Here is a 14,591-nt window from a genome sequence, read left to right as displayed (position 1 = left end):
AACAATAGGAACAAGACAAATGGCTACAGCACCTAAATCTACTACATCTAAAAAAATCACTCCGAGCGTGGTAACTGAAACTGCCGAGAAGCTTGAAAAAGTAGCAGTCGAGGCTAAAGATCAGGCAATTGGAACCATCGAGGAAAGTAAGGAAAAGCTTGAAGTTGAAGCCAAGCAGTTAAGCGACACTGTGCAGGAACAATTGCGTCAATTTAAGCAGGAGGTGTTACAGCGTATTGATACTTTGAAGGAGCAGATTTTCGGTTCGCAGAAAGAATTAACTGAACTGAAAAGCTTTATCAAGACAGAATTCAACGCTGTCTTCGAAGACTTATCTAATCTGGGTAAAGAGTTGAAAGAGGATGTCAGTCAGATTTCGACCAAGCATAAGGAACATCTGACCGATACTTTTAAACGTTCTAAGGACAGTACCATTGAAGTACTGAAAAAAGTCAAACCCGTGGTGAAAACAGAGAGCTCGGACAAAAGTCCTGAGCTGAAAAGTTAGGCTGCGCTGAAAGGCCGCTATTTAAAAAGGAGAACAATCAAATGTTCTCCTTTGTCTTTATGCAGCAAAACGGACTCACAATAACAATTAAAGGGGGGTCACGATGCAACAGCATTTTGTAGGTGTACTTATTTTACTGATATTGATCATGCTACTGAATCTGGAAAGCGGATTGGGGCGCATACTTTATCTGGGTGTAATCGTATTATGTTTGGGAGTGCTGGGACTGGTGTTTGGGACCATTCTTCTGATGATCATTACTTTTGCTTTTATTCTTTATGCTGCTGTGAAATCTATTCAGGAGCAGCATCATCTACATCATTAAAATATGAACGTTGAAAACAATAAAAAATCTAAAATAATTATACAGAGGATCAATCATTGTTGAGCGACAAACAAAAACGTGAGACTTTAAGTCTCACGTTGTATTCGCCTGCCACACATTTAAATAGTTGATGCACAGCGTCAATCTATTTAAAACACATGCAACCAGTCACGTTTATTATGAAAATCTGCCTGAGGACTACTATGCTGCATGGCATAGTATTGATCACCTTGTGAGGTTTTTAAAACAGCAGATAAACCCAGGAACAAGTTTTCCCATTTCAGTTTATGTGTTGCCATAAAATCAGTCAGATCCACACTGACATTAAGACCATAATGCGTACGTTTGAGCTGATTCAGCTCAATATCATCCGCAGCTTGCGGTGGCATATCTTCAGGATAACGGTATTCTTCAAATTGATAAGCCTGCCAGGCCTGAGAGGGGGAAAGATTAATCTCACGATAAAAATCTTCGCCCTGAACCCCAATAAAAATTTCAAAGCAGGTCTGTTCCCACAGGAAATCCTGACGGGGATGTGCCGTCACCATGTCGGGCCACAAGATGTACTGATTGGGATCACGGATCCAGAAGCCCACATTTAAATTGCATGGGCCTTGCTGTTCAATGGCGGCAACCAGAGAGATGGCCTGAAAACGGCGATCAAATGCGCTAAGTTCGTAACTTGCCATAAGTCCTGTACTTAGTTAGACAGATGAGCGAAACGGACAAGGTTGGACAATTTTTGGTTTTGTTTCGCAGCTTTCTTGTAAAGCAGCGCAATTTTACCAATAGTTTGAACTACTTCGGCACCAGTCGCTTCTGAAATTTCAGCAATCAATGCTGCACGCGCTTCACGATCTTCAGCTACGATTTTTACTTTAATCAGTTCGTGATCGTTTAAAGCACGCGCCAATTCTTCGATGACATTTTCAGTCAGGCCTTTGTCACCCAGCATAACGACCGGGTTTAAAGCATGTCCGATTTGACGTAAACGCTTACGTTCCTGAATAGATAAAGACGCCATGAGAGATAACCTGAATTTTAAAACGGCTTAGTATAGCAAAAGCAAAAAACAAACGCTTTAAATTATCAGGAAATAATCATTTCCAATATCTCTTCATAACGAGCAAAACTCCTCGATTTAGATACACATGTATACTGCAAAATATGTCTTTTTCACGTACAATTAATAATTAGACGTTTTTTTATTTAGAGAGTTATGGCTACACGCATTACCAACCAAAAGTTATCTAAAAGTAGTCGTGATTGGATGAGAGAGCATTTAGACGATCCTTATGTGAAAAAGGCACAAAAGGACGGCTATCGTGCGCGTGCAGCATATAAGCTCTTAGAAATGCAAGAAAAGTACAAGATCATCAAACCCGGCATGACCGTGGTCGACTTGGGTGCAGCTCCCGGGAGTTGGTCACAAATCGCCGGTAAGTTGGTCGGCGACAAAGGTTTATTGATTGCATCTGACATTTTACCAATGGATGCATTACCTGATGTGACTTTCTTGCAAGGTGACTTTCGCGAAGAAGAAGTCTTCCAGCAATTGTTAGAAATTTTAGATGGTCGTACTGTAGACGTTGTAATTTCAGATATGGCCCCCAATACATCAGGTAATAAGGCTGTAGATCAACCGCGTCAGATTTACTTGTGTGAACTTGCACTGGATTTTGCCAACAAGGTGCTAGGCCCTAAAGGTCAATTTGTGGTAAAAGTTTTCCAAGGTTCAGGTTTTGACGAATTCCGTAAGCAAGTGGTTGATAGTTTTGATGTTCTGAAAACATCTAAACCTTTGGCATCACGTGCTCGCTCCAAGGAAGTTTTCCTGATCGGGCAGGGACGTAAGAAGGCTTTAAAATAAGTCTACTTGCCAAGTCGTTAAAAATTGTGCATTTTGTACGTTTTCAGATAATTGTAAGTTGATTTACAGCTTAAGTATTAAGGTCACCCTGAACAGGGCATGATCAAATTAGATTGGAATGGGAATAAAGCTTTGAGCGATCTTTTTAAGAATGCCGTATTGTGGCTCGTGATACTGGGTGTGCTGGTGTTAATCTTCAGCAACGTCAGTGACCGCAATCAACCGACTACAATGAACTACTCAGAGTTTGTTGCCGCGGTCAATGCTGGCCAAATTAAACAAGTTGTGATTGACGGCGAAAGAATCCGTGGCGAAAAATCGAACGGTTCAGAGTTTGAAAGTATCCGTCCGGCAGTTCAGGATCCTGAACTGATGCCAAGCCTGATTAAAAATAATGTTGTGGTTGAAGGTGAAGCACCACAACGTCAAGGCTTGCTCATGCAGTTGCTTATTGCAAGTTTCCCTGTACTTTTAATCATTTTGTTATTCATGTTCTTTATGCGCAACATGGGTGGCGGTGCAGGTGGTAAAAACGGCCCAATGAGTTTTGGTAAATCTAAAGCCAAAATGCTGTCTGAAGACCAGATTAAAGTCACTTTCACTGATGTGGCTGGTTGTGACGAAGCCAAGCAAGAAGTCGTTGAAATCGTAGATTTCCTGAAAGATCCAACCAAATTTAAACGTCTGGGTGCGAGTATTCCACGTGGTGTGTTAATGGTGGGTCCTCCAGGTACGGGTAAAACCTTACTTGCCAAAGCCATTGCCGGTGAAGCGAAAGTTCCATTCTTTAGTATTTCAGGTTCTGACTTCGTTGAGATGTTTGTCGGTGTCGGTGCATCCCGTGTACGTGACATGTTCGAACAGGCAAAACGTCATGCGCCATGTATCATCTTTATTGATGAGATTGATGCAGTCGGTCGTCATCGTGGTTCAGGTACTGGTGGTGGTCACGATGAACGTGAACAGACACTGAACCAGATGCTGGTTGAAATGGACGGCTTTGAGGGCAATGAAGGCATTATCGTGATTGCTGCAACCAACCGTGCAGATGTACTGGATAAAGCACTTCTTCGTCCAGGCCGTTTTGACCGTCAAGTTGTGGTTGGTTTGCCAGACATTAAAGGTCGTGAACAAATCCTGAATGTACATTTGAAAAAATTGCCTTCAGTGACAGGTGTGGATGTTAAAGTTCTTGCACGTGGTACACCGGGCTTCTCGGGTGCGCAATTAGCAAACCTGGTGAATGAAGCTGCTTTATTTGCTGCACGCCGTAACAAAAACACCGTCGATATGCATGACTTTGAAGATGCAAAAGACAAGCTGTATATGGGTCCTGAGCGTAAATCGATGGTACTTCGTGATGAAGAGCGTCGTGCGACGGCTTATCATGAAGCAGGGCATGCGATTGTTGCTGAAAGCTTGCCAGGTACAGATCCTGTGCATAAGGTGACAATCATGCCACGTGGCTGGGCTTTAGGTGTTACCTGGCAGCTGCCTGAATTTGACCAGACCAGCCATTACAAAGACAAAATGTTGAATGAACTTTCGATTTTGTTTGGTGGCCGTATTGCTGAAGAAGTCTTCATTAACCAGATGTCGACCGGCGCTTCAAATGACTTCGAACGTGCAACCAAAATGGCACGTGCGATGGTGACCAAATATGGTATGTCGGACAAACTCGGTGTCATGGTCTATGAAGAAGATGCACAGCAATCTTTCATGGGCAGTATTGGTAGCCGCAGTATTTCGGAAACCACACAACTAGAAGTCGATCGTGAAATTCGTCGAATTCTAGATGAGCAATATAAAATCGCACGCGATATCTTGGAAAGCAAAAAAGATATTGCCCATGCGATGGTGAAAGCCTTGATGGAATGGGAAACCATTGATCGTGATCAAATCCGTGACATCATGGAAGGTCGTGAGCCTCAGCCACCAAAAGTCTATGTTGCAGATAATCCTGTGATTGATGTAACGCCAGATGATGGTCCGTTGACTCCTCCGCCATTGCCAGCGAACTAAGCTCAATAAAAAAACCACCTTCGGGTGGTTTTTTTATGCTTGTCATTTTTGTCATATCTTTTTGAGTGTTATATTGAGCGATTAAAAATGAATAAGAAAAACCAAAATGAATATGCCTGTTCTGGAATCCAGTGTTTACCAGCTTCGTCTTGAACCGTTGAGCTGGGAACATTTTTCTGATTTAGCCATCGCATGCGCTGAAGAAAATTTAGGTAAGATTTTATATAATTCGGTGCCTTATCTGCATAACTTAAAAAAATATTTTTCTCAAGCTTTCGAACAACAGGCTCAAGGTGAAAGAATGGTTTTTGCCGTAATTGATTTAAACTCCGGCCAAGCAATTGGAACCACCAGTTATCATAATATTAAGGCAGAAATTCCACGTTTTGAAATTGGTTATACCTGGTATGCCAAGCGCTATCACAGAACTTATGTGAATCGCGTTTGTAAATATCTTTTGTTAAGACATGCTTTTGAAAGTTTAAATGCTCAGGTGGTCGGCTTTCGGACTGATCACTTGAATCTTCCCAGCCAAAAAGTGATTGAAGGAATAGGTGCCAAGCGAGATGGCATTATCAGGTGTCATATGCTACGTAAAGATGGACAGACTATTCGAGATAGCTACATCTATAGTATTTTAGAAAGTGAATGGGCAGATGTGAAAGTATTATTACAAACTAAACTGATGCAATATTCCCGAAATAATTACTTCGAAATCTAGGTCCTGACCTTATTCAGCTTTGCTTTATTTAATTATCCATAAGACAATATTGGGGTTATTTTGAGTGAGTATTGAATCATGCAGCTGATGCCTTTGTTACCACATGTATGGACATTTGGTGATTTAAAATTGGACTTATCCCAGCCGCATGTGATGGGGATTCTTAATGTCACCCCAGACTCTTTTAGTGATGGTGGTCGGCATAATCAAAAAGAAGATGCAGTCGCCCGCGCACTGGAAATGATGGCCGAAGGAGCAACCGTAATAGATATTGGCGGTGAATCGACCCGTCCAGGTGCCTCAGTGGTAGAAGTGGAAGAAGAAATTCGCCGCGTAGTGCCTGTGGTGGAAGAACTAGCTAAACATAAGGTCATTCTCTCGATTGATACGTCGCAACCTGAAGTCATACGCGCAGCGGTTCGGGCCGGAGCACATATCTGGAATGATGTCCGTGCTTTGACTCGGCCGAATGCATTGCAGACCGCAGCAGAACTCAATATTCCAGTGATCATCATGCATATGCGCGGTGAGCCGACCACCATGAACAATCTGGATCAATATGAGGATGTCACTAAAGATGTGATACGCGAGTTATCCCAACGTGTTCAGGATGCTTTAGATGTTGGAGTAAAAGCGGAAAATATCATGATTGATCCAGGTTTTGGTTTCGCTAAAAATGCCCAGCAAAATTTAAAGCTGTTGCAAGAGTTTTATAAATTGACAGAAATGGGCTATCCGATTTTGTCTGCTTTATCACGTAAACGCTTTATCGGAGCAGTTTTGGATGGGGCAGAACCACAAGAGCGTGCAGTGGGTTCAGCAACAGCGCATTTGTTGAGTATTCAGCAGGGTGCATGTATGGTACGGGCACATGATGTTAAAGTCACAGCCGATGCGATTAAAGTCTGGCAAGCTATGCAAATGGTTTAAAAATCGAGGCTGGGAAATCCCTACATTGGCAATGTTGTTTGGCTTTTAAGCAACAATATGCTATATAGGCACGCTTAGATTAGATAGTCATCCTTTAGAGTGCCTGTAATGTTTGCAGATTTACTTCTCCCCATGTTCGATGATGAGTATTATCCCGATATTCTGGTTGCTGAAATCAAGCAGCACATCGAACGTTTTGCCCAAAAAGTCGCTAAATCAGGTTTGTCAGATCAAGAAATTTACCAGCTTGCCAATCTGACTGTGGCTGATATCAATATCATGAAACCTCAGTTCGAAGATCTGGATTCGTCTCTGGATGATACTGCCGCGGATTATATTGCCGAAGCCATGATGATGGTGGTGCAAGAGCACGGCCTGTTCGAGATTGAAATGGAAGAACTGATTACCAACCGTGAATGGTGATGCATAAAAAACCCTGCAGCTGCAGGGTTTTTTAATGTCTGTTGAAATAATCTTTAAAGTTATTAAAGCGAATCGAGCCTAATAATAGTTGCTCTTCATTCATACATTGCTGATAAAGATTTTGGTAATAAGCCTGCAGATTTGACTGACCCTGAATCTGTTGTGGTGTTTTGGATCTGGACTGTTGATAAGCCCAAAAAGCCAGTTGCCGGAGTTTCTGCAACCTGATCTGATCAATTACGCTACAGGAACTTTTAAATAAAGGTTCCAAGGTCACTGCGCCAAAAGAGGAAAGCGCTAAAATGATCATACTGATGATGACCAGTACATCTGAATGAATCAGATAAAGGTTGAACAATAAGCACAGAAAAATTGGAATTTGCAGATAGAGGCAGCTTTGCAAACGCTGACTATAGGCTTTGGAGCTGAATTGCGCCTGATATTGTGCATACCAAATATAGGGATATAGTAGTGCCATCAGCACAATTAAGGTGACATTAAAGGCAATTGTGGCGTTTTTAAAAAAATAATATTCCAGAAATACTGAGCTGATACTACAGGCTATACAGACCAGAAGGGAGAGTAAATTAATCGCGATAACAAACTGGATATTTTGCAGGGCATTAAATTTAAAGCGGCTATAACGTAGCTTCAGGAAAAAAGCATCTGGATGACGTAATTGTAATGTAGCGAGATCGAAGTGTTTTAATTCTGACATGGGGATTTCGCGTTAAAAGAATAAAATGCAGGCACAAAAAAACCAGCCTAATGCTGGATTTTTTATTGCACCATTTTAATAAATATTAAAATGGTGCCCGAGGCCAGACTCGAACTGGCACGCTTTGTGGGCGGGGGATTTTAAATCCCCTGTGTCTACCGATTTCACCACTCGGGCATGTGCGCAATAATAGAGGACGAAATAAAGCTTGGCAAGCAAATTCAGAAATGATTGCTTTCTTTTCAAGCAATTCCGTGGCTTCTACTCTAAAAACCAGCAAATCAACGTTTTTTAAAAGTCAATATTTGCAGATCTTTAAGACGGCCAATGGAAAGTGATAAAGAACTATGAGTTTTCATCCAGATAGCTGTCGACATCTAGATGCTTGATCGTTTTACAATATTGATGCTCATATTTCAGCAGCCGCGTATATAACCCAGCAAAGTGATTTAATTGCTGTTTTAGTTCGGCATGCCGAGGATCATGGCTTGAATAAAAACGTAATTTTAGTCGGATCAGACAGGTCTGTTTATAAGCCCAAAAACAGATTTTACGTAATTGTTGCAGCTGATAGTACTCAGTATTTTTACTATTTTCCTTGAATAAATTTTCCCGATAAAAACGCACAAAGCCATAGCTCACGCCAAAGAAGAATAAGCTCCACATCAGCAAACTGCTTTGTATAAAGACCAGATTTAAAGCTTGCATCAGAATCACAATAGCCATCTTGATCGGGGTATGCCGTAATAATTGATACAGCGAATAAGAAGAATGCTGAATCTGGTACAGAATCAAGGTGAGACTCAACATCAGGAACAGTGGAATGGCCAACATGGCATAACTCTGCGCCTGAAATTCGCTGATTTGCACAAAAGATTGCTGTACGAAATCTCCTAACATCAAACTGATGGGAACAAAAATCATGGCGGCCAAGGCCCAAGGAATTAAAAGCTTGGCTTTACCCCAGATTCCACGGATTTTAATCTGACTGTAAAACAGGTAATTTCCTTTAAATGCAGTCGGATATTGGCGCTTAAGTTGCTGTAGCAACAAAGTCACTTGCGTAGTGGGCATCATCCAGAGATTAATTTAATATATAGATGAAGCACTATAGTCGATTTTGCGCAAAATCGCAGAAGAAATGCAGTTTCAGAACGTAGCACTGTTTTAATCATGAAGATTTTAGTTTTTTAGCGACGAATTATGCGAAAATAGCCGATTCAAGATTTATTTTTTTAAGGACAGTTTATGACTGATCAATCTCCTCAGGCGTTAAGCGACATCGAAATTTTAGACATCTTGCAAAGTATGAAAAAGGATGAGCTAAATACTGAGGCGCAAGCAGCAATTCGTCAGGGTGGTAAAGCTGGTCGTCAGGAAGCGCATAAAGCAGCCTTAGTAGCATTGAATCAGTCATTTGAAGACAATTTTGTCGAAGCCGTATCTTTGGCTTTGGGTCTAAATGCAGCACAAATCAAAAAAATCCGTTATAAAAAAGACCGGATCCGTATTTTAAAAGCGCGCGGTATTGATTATATGGCAATTGATGGTGCTGAAACTGCACAGGTACTGTCACAAATTGCCCAAGCAATTGTGCGTGAAGATGCAATTGTCACCCATGACCTGCATAATATTTTCCCATTCTGGAAAGAAGGCTGGCCTATGGTGCAATTCGATAATGCCTACAAAATTTTAGAAGATGATATCCAGATTCACTATCAAGCCGTTCTTGAGGCTTTATTAGCAAAAATCTAAGCTGTAACTAGATATAAACAAAAGCATCTTCGGGTGCTTTTTTTAATCACGATACATCAGTGCAATCAGCCAACTGATGGGCAAAATAAATAAACGCCACCAGGTAATCAAGGGCCAATAAAAATACTCTCCAAATCTCAAGGTGGAGTCGAATCCTTGACGGCGACGTTCATGTGGGTAGGGAATAATGAAAACCGTTAAAGCCATCAGAATGATGGCTGCGAGTAAAAGCAGGGGATTCTGTTGTTTGGCAAAGAAGAAGTAAAACAAATACAAGGCTGAATAAAAAAACAGACATGCCAATAATGCAGAAATATTCATCACTCACCTTATGATTTTTTTATTAGAATAATTTTTACTATTTCTTAGAAGGAAGAACCAGACTAATCTGATTCTTCTTGAATAACTGAATTGGTTTCGATTAAGCGGGTCACCAGTAACTGGTCAATTTTAAAATGATCGACATCCACCACTTCAAACTTATAAGCCCCAAATATTACTGCATCTGCAGGACGTGGAATCTTGCGTAATTTATACATCATGAAGCCAGCGATGGTTTCATAGTTTTCATCATCAGGCATTTCATCAATTTCAAGCGCATGCTTGATGTCTTCAATCGGTGTACTGCCTTCAATCAGCCAGGAATTATTGTCACGTTTAATAATTTGCTGATCGGCTTCAATTGGTGTCACCCAGTCACCCATCACGGTAATCATAATATCGGAAAGGGTAATCACTCCGACTACCAGCGCATATTCATTAATGACGACGGCAAACTTTTCCTTGGTAGAGCGGAAACGGTCCAGAACTTCTGATAAGGTCAAAGTATCCGGAATGGTCAGGACATTACGGATCGTATTTTCATTGAGCTGCAGCAGCGACTGGTTGTTCAGAATACGCACCAGAATGTCTTTGGCATCGACATAGCCAATCACGCTGTCAATGTCATTGCTACATACCAGAAACTTGGAATAGGGATATTCCGCCAGCTTTTGCCGAATACTTTCCTCCGGTTCATTCAAGGTAAAGAACACCACATTTTCACGTGTGGTCATACTCGAAGGCACGTTACGCTCTTCCAGCTCGAATACGTTTTCAATGAAATGGTGTTCCTGCTTCTGGAGGACACCGGCCTGTGCACCTGCATCCATCACTGCGGAAATATCATCAAAAGTAATATTGTCATCACGGATAGTATTTACTTTAAACAGACGGAACAGCATGTTGGCAATCGCATTAATGAACCATGCCAAAGGTTTACAGACTTTAATGAAAATCTGAATTGGCTCGATGACCGAGACTGCGATCTTTTCTGGCGCAATCATGGCCAGACGCTTCGGCATTAAATCTGCAAATAAAATAAATAATGAAGTGACGACCGTGAAGGAAAGCACAAAGCTGATATTTTCAGCCCAAGGTCCCTGGTAAAAGCGGGAAACAAAATTATAAATATAAGGACGGAAAGCGCCTTCACCTAAAATACCGCCGAGAATAGCGACTGCATTTAAACCGATTTGAGAGGCTGCGAAGAAGTCAGCAGAATTTTCTTGTAGATCTAAAACTTTTTGAGCGCGATGTTCACCCGATTCAGCCAGAATTTTGAGTTTGACTTTACGGGCACCTGCGAGGGCGATTTCTGTTAAAGATAAAAAACCGGCCCCCGCGATGAGTATTAAGATAATCACGATATTTTGTAAGAGGCTCACAAATCCACCTGTGGATGAATAGTATCTTGGGATATTTTTAACACAAAAAAAGACTTGAGGTGTAACAACGACATCTCAAGTCTTCAAAGTATAATCTTAAAAAATAAGAATTTAGAAGAATTTGAGTTTAATAGGGTGAAAATTGAGAATTATTGTTCAGGAATTCACGATTTTCTTCTTCAATCATTTGACGGGCGACATACAGAATCAGCTGACGTAACCAGCGATGTGCCGGATGATGATGCAATAAAGGACACCATGCCATTTTTAATTCAAATTCAGGAATATAAAACGGCGGATCTTTTAGAATTAAATTGTGATTCTTGGCTTGCAAACGTGCAATGCGTGAAGGAAGTGTTGCCACCAAATCAACATTGGAAGCCAATAACCCCGGCATTTGATAATGACGGGTAAAAACCGAAATTTTACGTTTCTGACCGATACGCTCTAAAGCCTGATCGATCCAGCCTAAACCGGCCTGTTTTTCAGGATTGACCCCGAAACCAACCCCCATACCGGTTTTAGAAACCCAGATATGTTGTGCATCCAAATAGCTTTTTAAGTTCAGGTTGCTTGCAGCAGGATGCTTGTTATTTAAAAGACAAGAAAAGCTGTCACGCCAGACCAATACCTGATGAAAACTTTGCGGAATCTCATTAAAGCGGTTAATTGCCAGATCGACCTTGCCTTGTTCCATGTCACGATATGACACGTCACTTGGGGTTAGGAAGTCTAGTACTACGTTCGGTGCTTCTGAACGTAAGGCTTTGACCAGACGCGGAACCAGCGTTGCTTCCGCATAATCCGAAGTCATGATCCGGAAGACACGATTAGAAGTATAAGGACGGAACTCGGTACGTGGTTCCAGAATCATGGATAGATCAGCAAGCGCATCCCGAATACGTGGTTGTAATTCTAAGGCACGTTCGGTCGGGGTCATGCCTTCAGAAGAACGAATCAGGAGGGGATCATTAAATAAATTGCGTAATCGGCGCAAGATGTTACTCATGGCAGGCTGGGTAACGCCCAATTGTTCTGCTGCACGTGTGACATTTTTTTCGCGAAGAAGTACATCAAGATAAATTAATAGATTGAGATCGACCCGCTCCAGATTCATAAAAGAAATACCGAGAATAAATACAAGAAATTATGATGATTATGCCATAATTGCCGGGCCTTGTGTAAAGCGCCGATGAAAAAAAGCCATGTGCTCACTGATAAAGTTTACAGAATTAACACAGGCTTAAGCTCTATTATTTACAGTGCACATAAGAAAAAAGATGCACGTTAAATGGACCATCATTTAGCCTTTTTTATAGATTGGGATGAAAGCCCTCTTTTCGCTTTAAAAGAAAATCATAAAGGCTATTCTTGCATTCAAGATTTGAGTGAAAAGTAAACTAAATCAAGAATTCCTTGAGTTGAATAAATCATCAAAGATCAGCATTTTTTAAAAATAAAAGGACATAAAACCCATAGCCAGACTTAAGTCTAATGAATTATTTTTAAGCAACATGCAGAAATTTTATTCATTTTTATTTTCAAATAAATTTATATAAAACAGTATCTTAATATAATTTATTAAGATTGTACTAAGACTTTGATCTACTCATTTTTTAAATAAATACTGAAGATTCTTGCAGACTATTGGATTAATTTTCATAAGCCTACTAATCTTTAGCTATCCCAACGGATCGTCGAAAATCTGAACAAGTCATTGAGGGTGTGATTTGAGCGGTTCGTTGCAGAAAAATCCTAATATTATTACAGGAATATATCATGACTACATACCAAACAGCGATTGATGCAATCCGCGAATTAAAAGCGAAATTCGGTAACACTTGGGCAGACATCAGTCCTGAAGATGCTGCGCGTATGCAACTTCAAAACCGTTTCAAAACTGGTTTAGACATTGCGAAATATACAGCGGCAATTATGCGTCGTGATATGGCTGCTTATGATGCAGACTCTAGCAAATACACTCAATCACTAGGTTGCTGGCACGGTTTCATCGCGCAACAAAAAATGATTGCGAACAAAAAATACTTCGGTACAACTGAACGTCGCTACATCTACCTTTCTGGTTGGATGGTTGCAGCGCTTCGTTCAGAATTCGGTCCACTTCCTGACCAATCAATGCACGAAAAAACGTCTGTTCCTGCATTGATCGAAGAAATCTACACTTTCTTACGTCAAGCTGACGCGAAAGAATTAAACGACTTGTTCCGTGCCCTTAAAAAAGCACAAGAAGCGGGCGACACTGCTAAAGCAGCTGAAATCACTTCACAAATCGACAACTTCCAAACTCACGTTGTGCCAATTATTGCGGACATCGACGCTGGTTTCGGTAACGAAGAAGCGACTTACCTTCTTGCTAAGAAAATGATCGAAGCGGGTGCTTGTGCACTACAAATCGAAAACCAGGTTTCTGACGCGAAACAATGTGGTCACCAAGCTGGTAAAGTAACAGTTCCACACGAAGACTTCATCGCGAAAATCCACGCTCTTCGCTATGCATTTCTAGAAATGGGTCTTGATGACGGTATCATCGTTGCACGTACTGACTCTGAAGGCGCTGACTTGACTCAAAAAATCCCAGTAGTTAAAGAGCCAGGCGACATCGCTTCTCAATACATCAGCTACTTAGACACAACTGAAATCGACATTTCAGAAGCTCAAGAAGACGAAATCCTGATCAAGCGTGATGGTAAACTTCACCGTCCTAAACGTCTTGCTTCTGGTCTATACCAGTTCCGTGAAGGCACTCAAATCGACCGCGTTGTACTTGACTGTGTAACTAGCCTACAAAACGGTGCTGACCTTCTTTGGATCGAAACTGCGACGCCTAACGTTGCTGAAATTGCTCACATGGTTAACCGTGTACGTGAAACAGTTCCAAATGCGAAACTTGTTTATAACAACTCGCCTTCGTTCAACTGGACTTTAAACTTCCGTCAACAAGCGTATGACCGTTGGGTTGCTGAAGGTAAAGACGTTTCTGCTTACGACCGTGCTAAGTTAATGAGCGCTGAGTACGATGCAACTGAACTGGCTGCTGAAGCTGACGAAAAAGTTCGTACATTCCAAGCTGACGCTGCTCGTGAAGCGGGTGTGTTCCATCACTTGATCACACTTCCGACTTACCACACAGCTGCACTTTCTACTCATGAGCTTGCTCAAGGTTACTTCGGTACTGAAGGTATGTTGGCTTATGTTGCTGGCGTACAACGTAAAGAAATCCGCGGCGGTATCGCATGTGTTAAACACCAAGCAATGGCTGGTTCTGACATCGGTGATGACCACAAAGAAATCTTCGCTGGTGACAATGCATTGAAAGCTGGTGATGATTCTAAAAACACAATGAACCAGTTCAGCGCTTAATCCGCTTAATTGATTCACCAAAAAACCCTGCATCTGCAGGGTTTTTTGTTTGGAAAAATGCTATTAATAAATAGGGAAGAGCAATCTCAAGAACGTGCTCAAAAGGGATTATCCATAATTTCTCCATGATTGGTTTTTATCGCAGCTTTTATGTGTTTAATTCTTGCATTCTAGTGCTATGTCACTGAATATTTGGATATAGCATACTTATGTTCTGCATCAATTTACCCCT

General features: G+C 41.3%; 16 protein-coding genes and 1 tRNA gene. 9 read left to right on the top strand and 8 right to left on the bottom strand.

The window, feature by feature from the left end; all coding sequences use genetic code 11:
* Window positions 1-19: 19 nt before the first annotated feature.
* Window positions 20-508, top strand: a complete 489-nt coding sequence (locus NI455_RS01850; RefSeq protein ID WP_044109436.1) for a hypothetical protein — start codon at window positions 20-22, stop codon at window positions 506-508.
* A gap of 103 nt (window positions 509-611) precedes the next feature.
* On the top strand, window positions 612-833 hold the full coding sequence (locus NI455_RS01845) for a hypothetical protein (RefSeq protein WP_004280572.1): 222 nt from the start codon (window positions 612-614) through the stop codon (window positions 831-833).
* 149 nt (window positions 834-982) lie between these two features.
* Here NI455_RS01845 and NI455_RS01840 read toward each other — a convergent pair whose 3' ends face one another.
* Together NI455_RS01840 and yhbY are read right to left on the bottom strand one after the other, a co-directional pair.
* Window positions 983-1,522 (bottom strand): DOMON-like domain-containing protein, encoded by a 540-nt coding sequence (locus tag NI455_RS01840; protein ID WP_004280571.1) that lies wholly within the window; start codon window positions 1,520-1,522, stop codon window positions 983-985.
* A gap of 11 nt (window positions 1,523-1,533) precedes the next feature.
* Window positions 1,534-1,857 carry a ribosome assembly RNA-binding protein YhbY gene (yhbY, locus tag NI455_RS01835; protein WP_004280569.1) on the bottom strand — a complete coding sequence of 108 codons (324 nt, stop codon included), beginning with the start codon at window positions 1,855-1,857 and terminating at the stop codon, window positions 1,534-1,536.
* 195 nt (window positions 1,858-2,052) lie between these two features.
* Here yhbY and rlmE point away from each other — a divergent pair, with 195 nt between their 5' ends.
* From rlmE to NI455_RS01810, 5 genes are all read left to right on the top strand, one after another.
* Window positions 2,053-2,703, top strand: coding sequence for a 23S rRNA (uridine(2552)-2'-O)-methyltransferase RlmE (rlmE, locus tag NI455_RS01830; protein WP_004645756.1), 651 nt, complete (start codon window positions 2,053-2,055; stop codon window positions 2,701-2,703).
* 132 nt (window positions 2,704-2,835) lie between these two features.
* Complete coding sequence (ftsH, locus tag NI455_RS01825) at window positions 2,836-4,725, top strand: ATP-dependent zinc metalloprotease FtsH (protein WP_004280565.1); 1,890 nt, start codon at window positions 2,836-2,838, stop codon at window positions 4,723-4,725.
* A gap of 106 nt (window positions 4,726-4,831) precedes the next feature.
* Window positions 4,832-5,446 (top strand): GNAT family N-acetyltransferase, encoded by a 615-nt coding sequence (locus tag NI455_RS01820; RefSeq protein ID WP_253112133.1) that lies wholly within the window; start codon window positions 4,832-4,834, stop codon window positions 5,444-5,446.
* 78 nt (window positions 5,447-5,524) lie between these two features.
* Window positions 5,525-6,376, top strand: coding sequence for a dihydropteroate synthase (folP, locus tag NI455_RS01815; RefSeq protein ID WP_253112131.1), 852 nt, complete (start codon window positions 5,525-5,527; stop codon window positions 6,374-6,376).
* 108 nt (window positions 6,377-6,484) lie between these two features.
* The gene (locus NI455_RS01810; protein WP_004280560.1) at window positions 6,485-6,799 is read left to right on the top strand and encodes a DUF5713 family protein; all 315 of its coding nucleotides are present in this window, start codon (window positions 6,485-6,487) and stop codon (window positions 6,797-6,799) included.
* A gap of 31 nt (window positions 6,800-6,830) precedes the next feature.
* Here NI455_RS01810 and NI455_RS01805 read toward each other — a convergent pair whose 3' ends face one another.
* The 3 genes from NI455_RS01805 to NI455_RS01795 form a co-directional block, all read right to left on the bottom strand.
* Window positions 6,831-7,517, bottom strand: coding sequence for a hypothetical protein (locus NI455_RS01805; protein ID WP_243474395.1), 687 nt, complete (start codon window positions 7,515-7,517; stop codon window positions 6,831-6,833).
* Between the two features lie 91 nt (window positions 7,518-7,608).
* A tRNA-Leu gene (locus tag NI455_RS01800) sits at window positions 7,609-7,694 on the bottom strand.
* 168 nt (window positions 7,695-7,862) lie between these two features.
* Window positions 7,863-8,591, bottom strand: coding sequence for a hypothetical protein (locus tag NI455_RS01795; RefSeq protein ID WP_253112218.1), 729 nt, complete (start codon window positions 8,589-8,591; stop codon window positions 7,863-7,865).
* A gap of 174 nt (window positions 8,592-8,765) precedes the next feature.
* Between NI455_RS01795 and NI455_RS01790 the strand changes: the two genes are divergently transcribed.
* Window positions 8,766-9,272: a hypothetical protein gene (locus NI455_RS01790; RefSeq protein WP_253112129.1), complete on the top strand. Its 507-nt coding sequence runs from the start codon at window positions 8,766-8,768 to the stop codon at window positions 9,270-9,272.
* A gap of 42 nt (window positions 9,273-9,314) precedes the next feature.
* On the opposite strand, the gene NI455_RS01785 is transcribed toward NI455_RS01790, so the two are convergent.
* The 3 genes from NI455_RS01785 to NI455_RS01775 all read right to left on the bottom strand — a co-directional run bounded on the left by NI455_RS01785 (window position 9,315) and on the right by NI455_RS01775 (window position 12,095).
* A complete protein-coding gene (locus NI455_RS01785; protein ID WP_004731860.1) occupies window positions 9,315-9,593 on the bottom strand; it encodes a hypothetical protein in 279 nt (92 codons plus the stop codon).
* Between the two features lie 62 nt (window positions 9,594-9,655).
* Window positions 9,656-10,978, bottom strand: a complete 1,323-nt coding sequence (paeA, locus tag NI455_RS01780; RefSeq protein ID WP_253112126.1) for a polyamine export protein PaeA — start codon at window positions 10,976-10,978, stop codon at window positions 9,656-9,658.
* Between the two features lie 127 nt (window positions 10,979-11,105).
* Complete coding sequence (locus NI455_RS01775; RefSeq protein WP_253112124.1) at window positions 11,106-12,095, bottom strand: LysR family transcriptional regulator; 990 nt, start codon at window positions 12,093-12,095, stop codon at window positions 11,106-11,108.
* 662 nt (window positions 12,096-12,757) lie between these two features.
* On the opposite strand from NI455_RS01775, the gene NI455_RS01770 reads away from it, so the two are divergent.
* Window positions 12,758-14,359: an isocitrate lyase gene (locus NI455_RS01770; protein WP_004280550.1), complete on the top strand. Its 1,602-nt coding sequence runs from the start codon at window positions 12,758-12,760 to the stop codon at window positions 14,357-14,359.
* Window positions 14,360-14,591 lie beyond the last annotated feature (232 nt).

The sequence above is a fragment of the Acinetobacter lwoffii genome (assembly GCF_024129435.1).
GTDB classification, from domain to species: Bacteria; Pseudomonadota; Gammaproteobacteria; order Pseudomonadales; family Moraxellaceae; genus Acinetobacter; species Acinetobacter lwoffii_F.
This window is presented reverse-complemented; position numbering and strand designations above follow the sequence as displayed.

What these genes read in the sequence shown, in the direction of transcription:
- NI455_RS01850 (WP_044109436.1), top strand. Translation starts at nt 20, where the DNA reads ATGGCTACAGCACCTAAATCTACTACATCTAAAAAAATCACTCCGAGC.
- NI455_RS01845 (WP_004280572.1), top strand. Translation starts at nt 612, where the DNA reads ATGCAACAGCATTTTGTAGGTGTACTTATTTTACTGATATTGATCATG.
- NI455_RS01840 (WP_004280571.1), bottom strand. Translation starts at nt 1,522, where the DNA reads ATGGCAAGTTACGAACTTAGCGCATTTGATCGCCGTTTTCAGGCCATC.
- yhbY (WP_004280569.1), bottom strand. Translation starts at nt 1,857, where the DNA reads ATGGCGTCTTTATCTATTCAGGAACGTAAGCGTTTACGTCAAATCGGA.
- rlmE (WP_004645756.1), top strand. Translation starts at nt 2,053, where the DNA reads ATGGCTACACGCATTACCAACCAAAAGTTATCTAAAAGTAGTCGTGAT.
- NI455_RS01820 (WP_253112133.1), top strand. Translation starts at nt 4,832, where the DNA reads ATGAATATGCCTGTTCTGGAATCCAGTGTTTACCAGCTTCGTCTTGAA.
- folP (WP_253112131.1), top strand. Translation starts at nt 5,525, where the DNA reads ATGCAGCTGATGCCTTTGTTACCACATGTATGGACATTTGGTGATTTA.
- NI455_RS01810 (WP_004280560.1), top strand. Translation starts at nt 6,485, where the DNA reads ATGTTTGCAGATTTACTTCTCCCCATGTTCGATGATGAGTATTATCCC.
- NI455_RS01805 (WP_243474395.1), bottom strand. Translation starts at nt 7,517, where the DNA reads ATGTCAGAATTAAAACACTTCGATCTCGCTACATTACAATTACGTCAT.
- NI455_RS01795 (WP_253112218.1), bottom strand. Translation starts at nt 8,591, where the DNA reads ATGCCCACTACGCAAGTGACTTTGTTGCTACAGCAACTTAAGCGCCAA.
- NI455_RS01790 (WP_253112129.1), top strand. Translation starts at nt 8,766, where the DNA reads ATGACTGATCAATCTCCTCAGGCGTTAAGCGACATCGAAATTTTAGAC.
- NI455_RS01785 (WP_004731860.1), bottom strand. Translation starts at nt 9,593, where the DNA reads ATGAATATTTCTGCATTATTGGCATGTCTGTTTTTTTATTCAGCCTTG.
- NI455_RS01775 (WP_253112124.1), bottom strand. Translation starts at nt 12,095, where the DNA reads ATGAATCTGGAGCGGGTCGATCTCAATCTATTAATTTATCTTGATGTA.
- NI455_RS01770 (WP_004280550.1), top strand. Translation starts at nt 12,758, where the DNA reads ATGACTACATACCAAACAGCGATTGATGCAATCCGCGAATTAAAAGCG.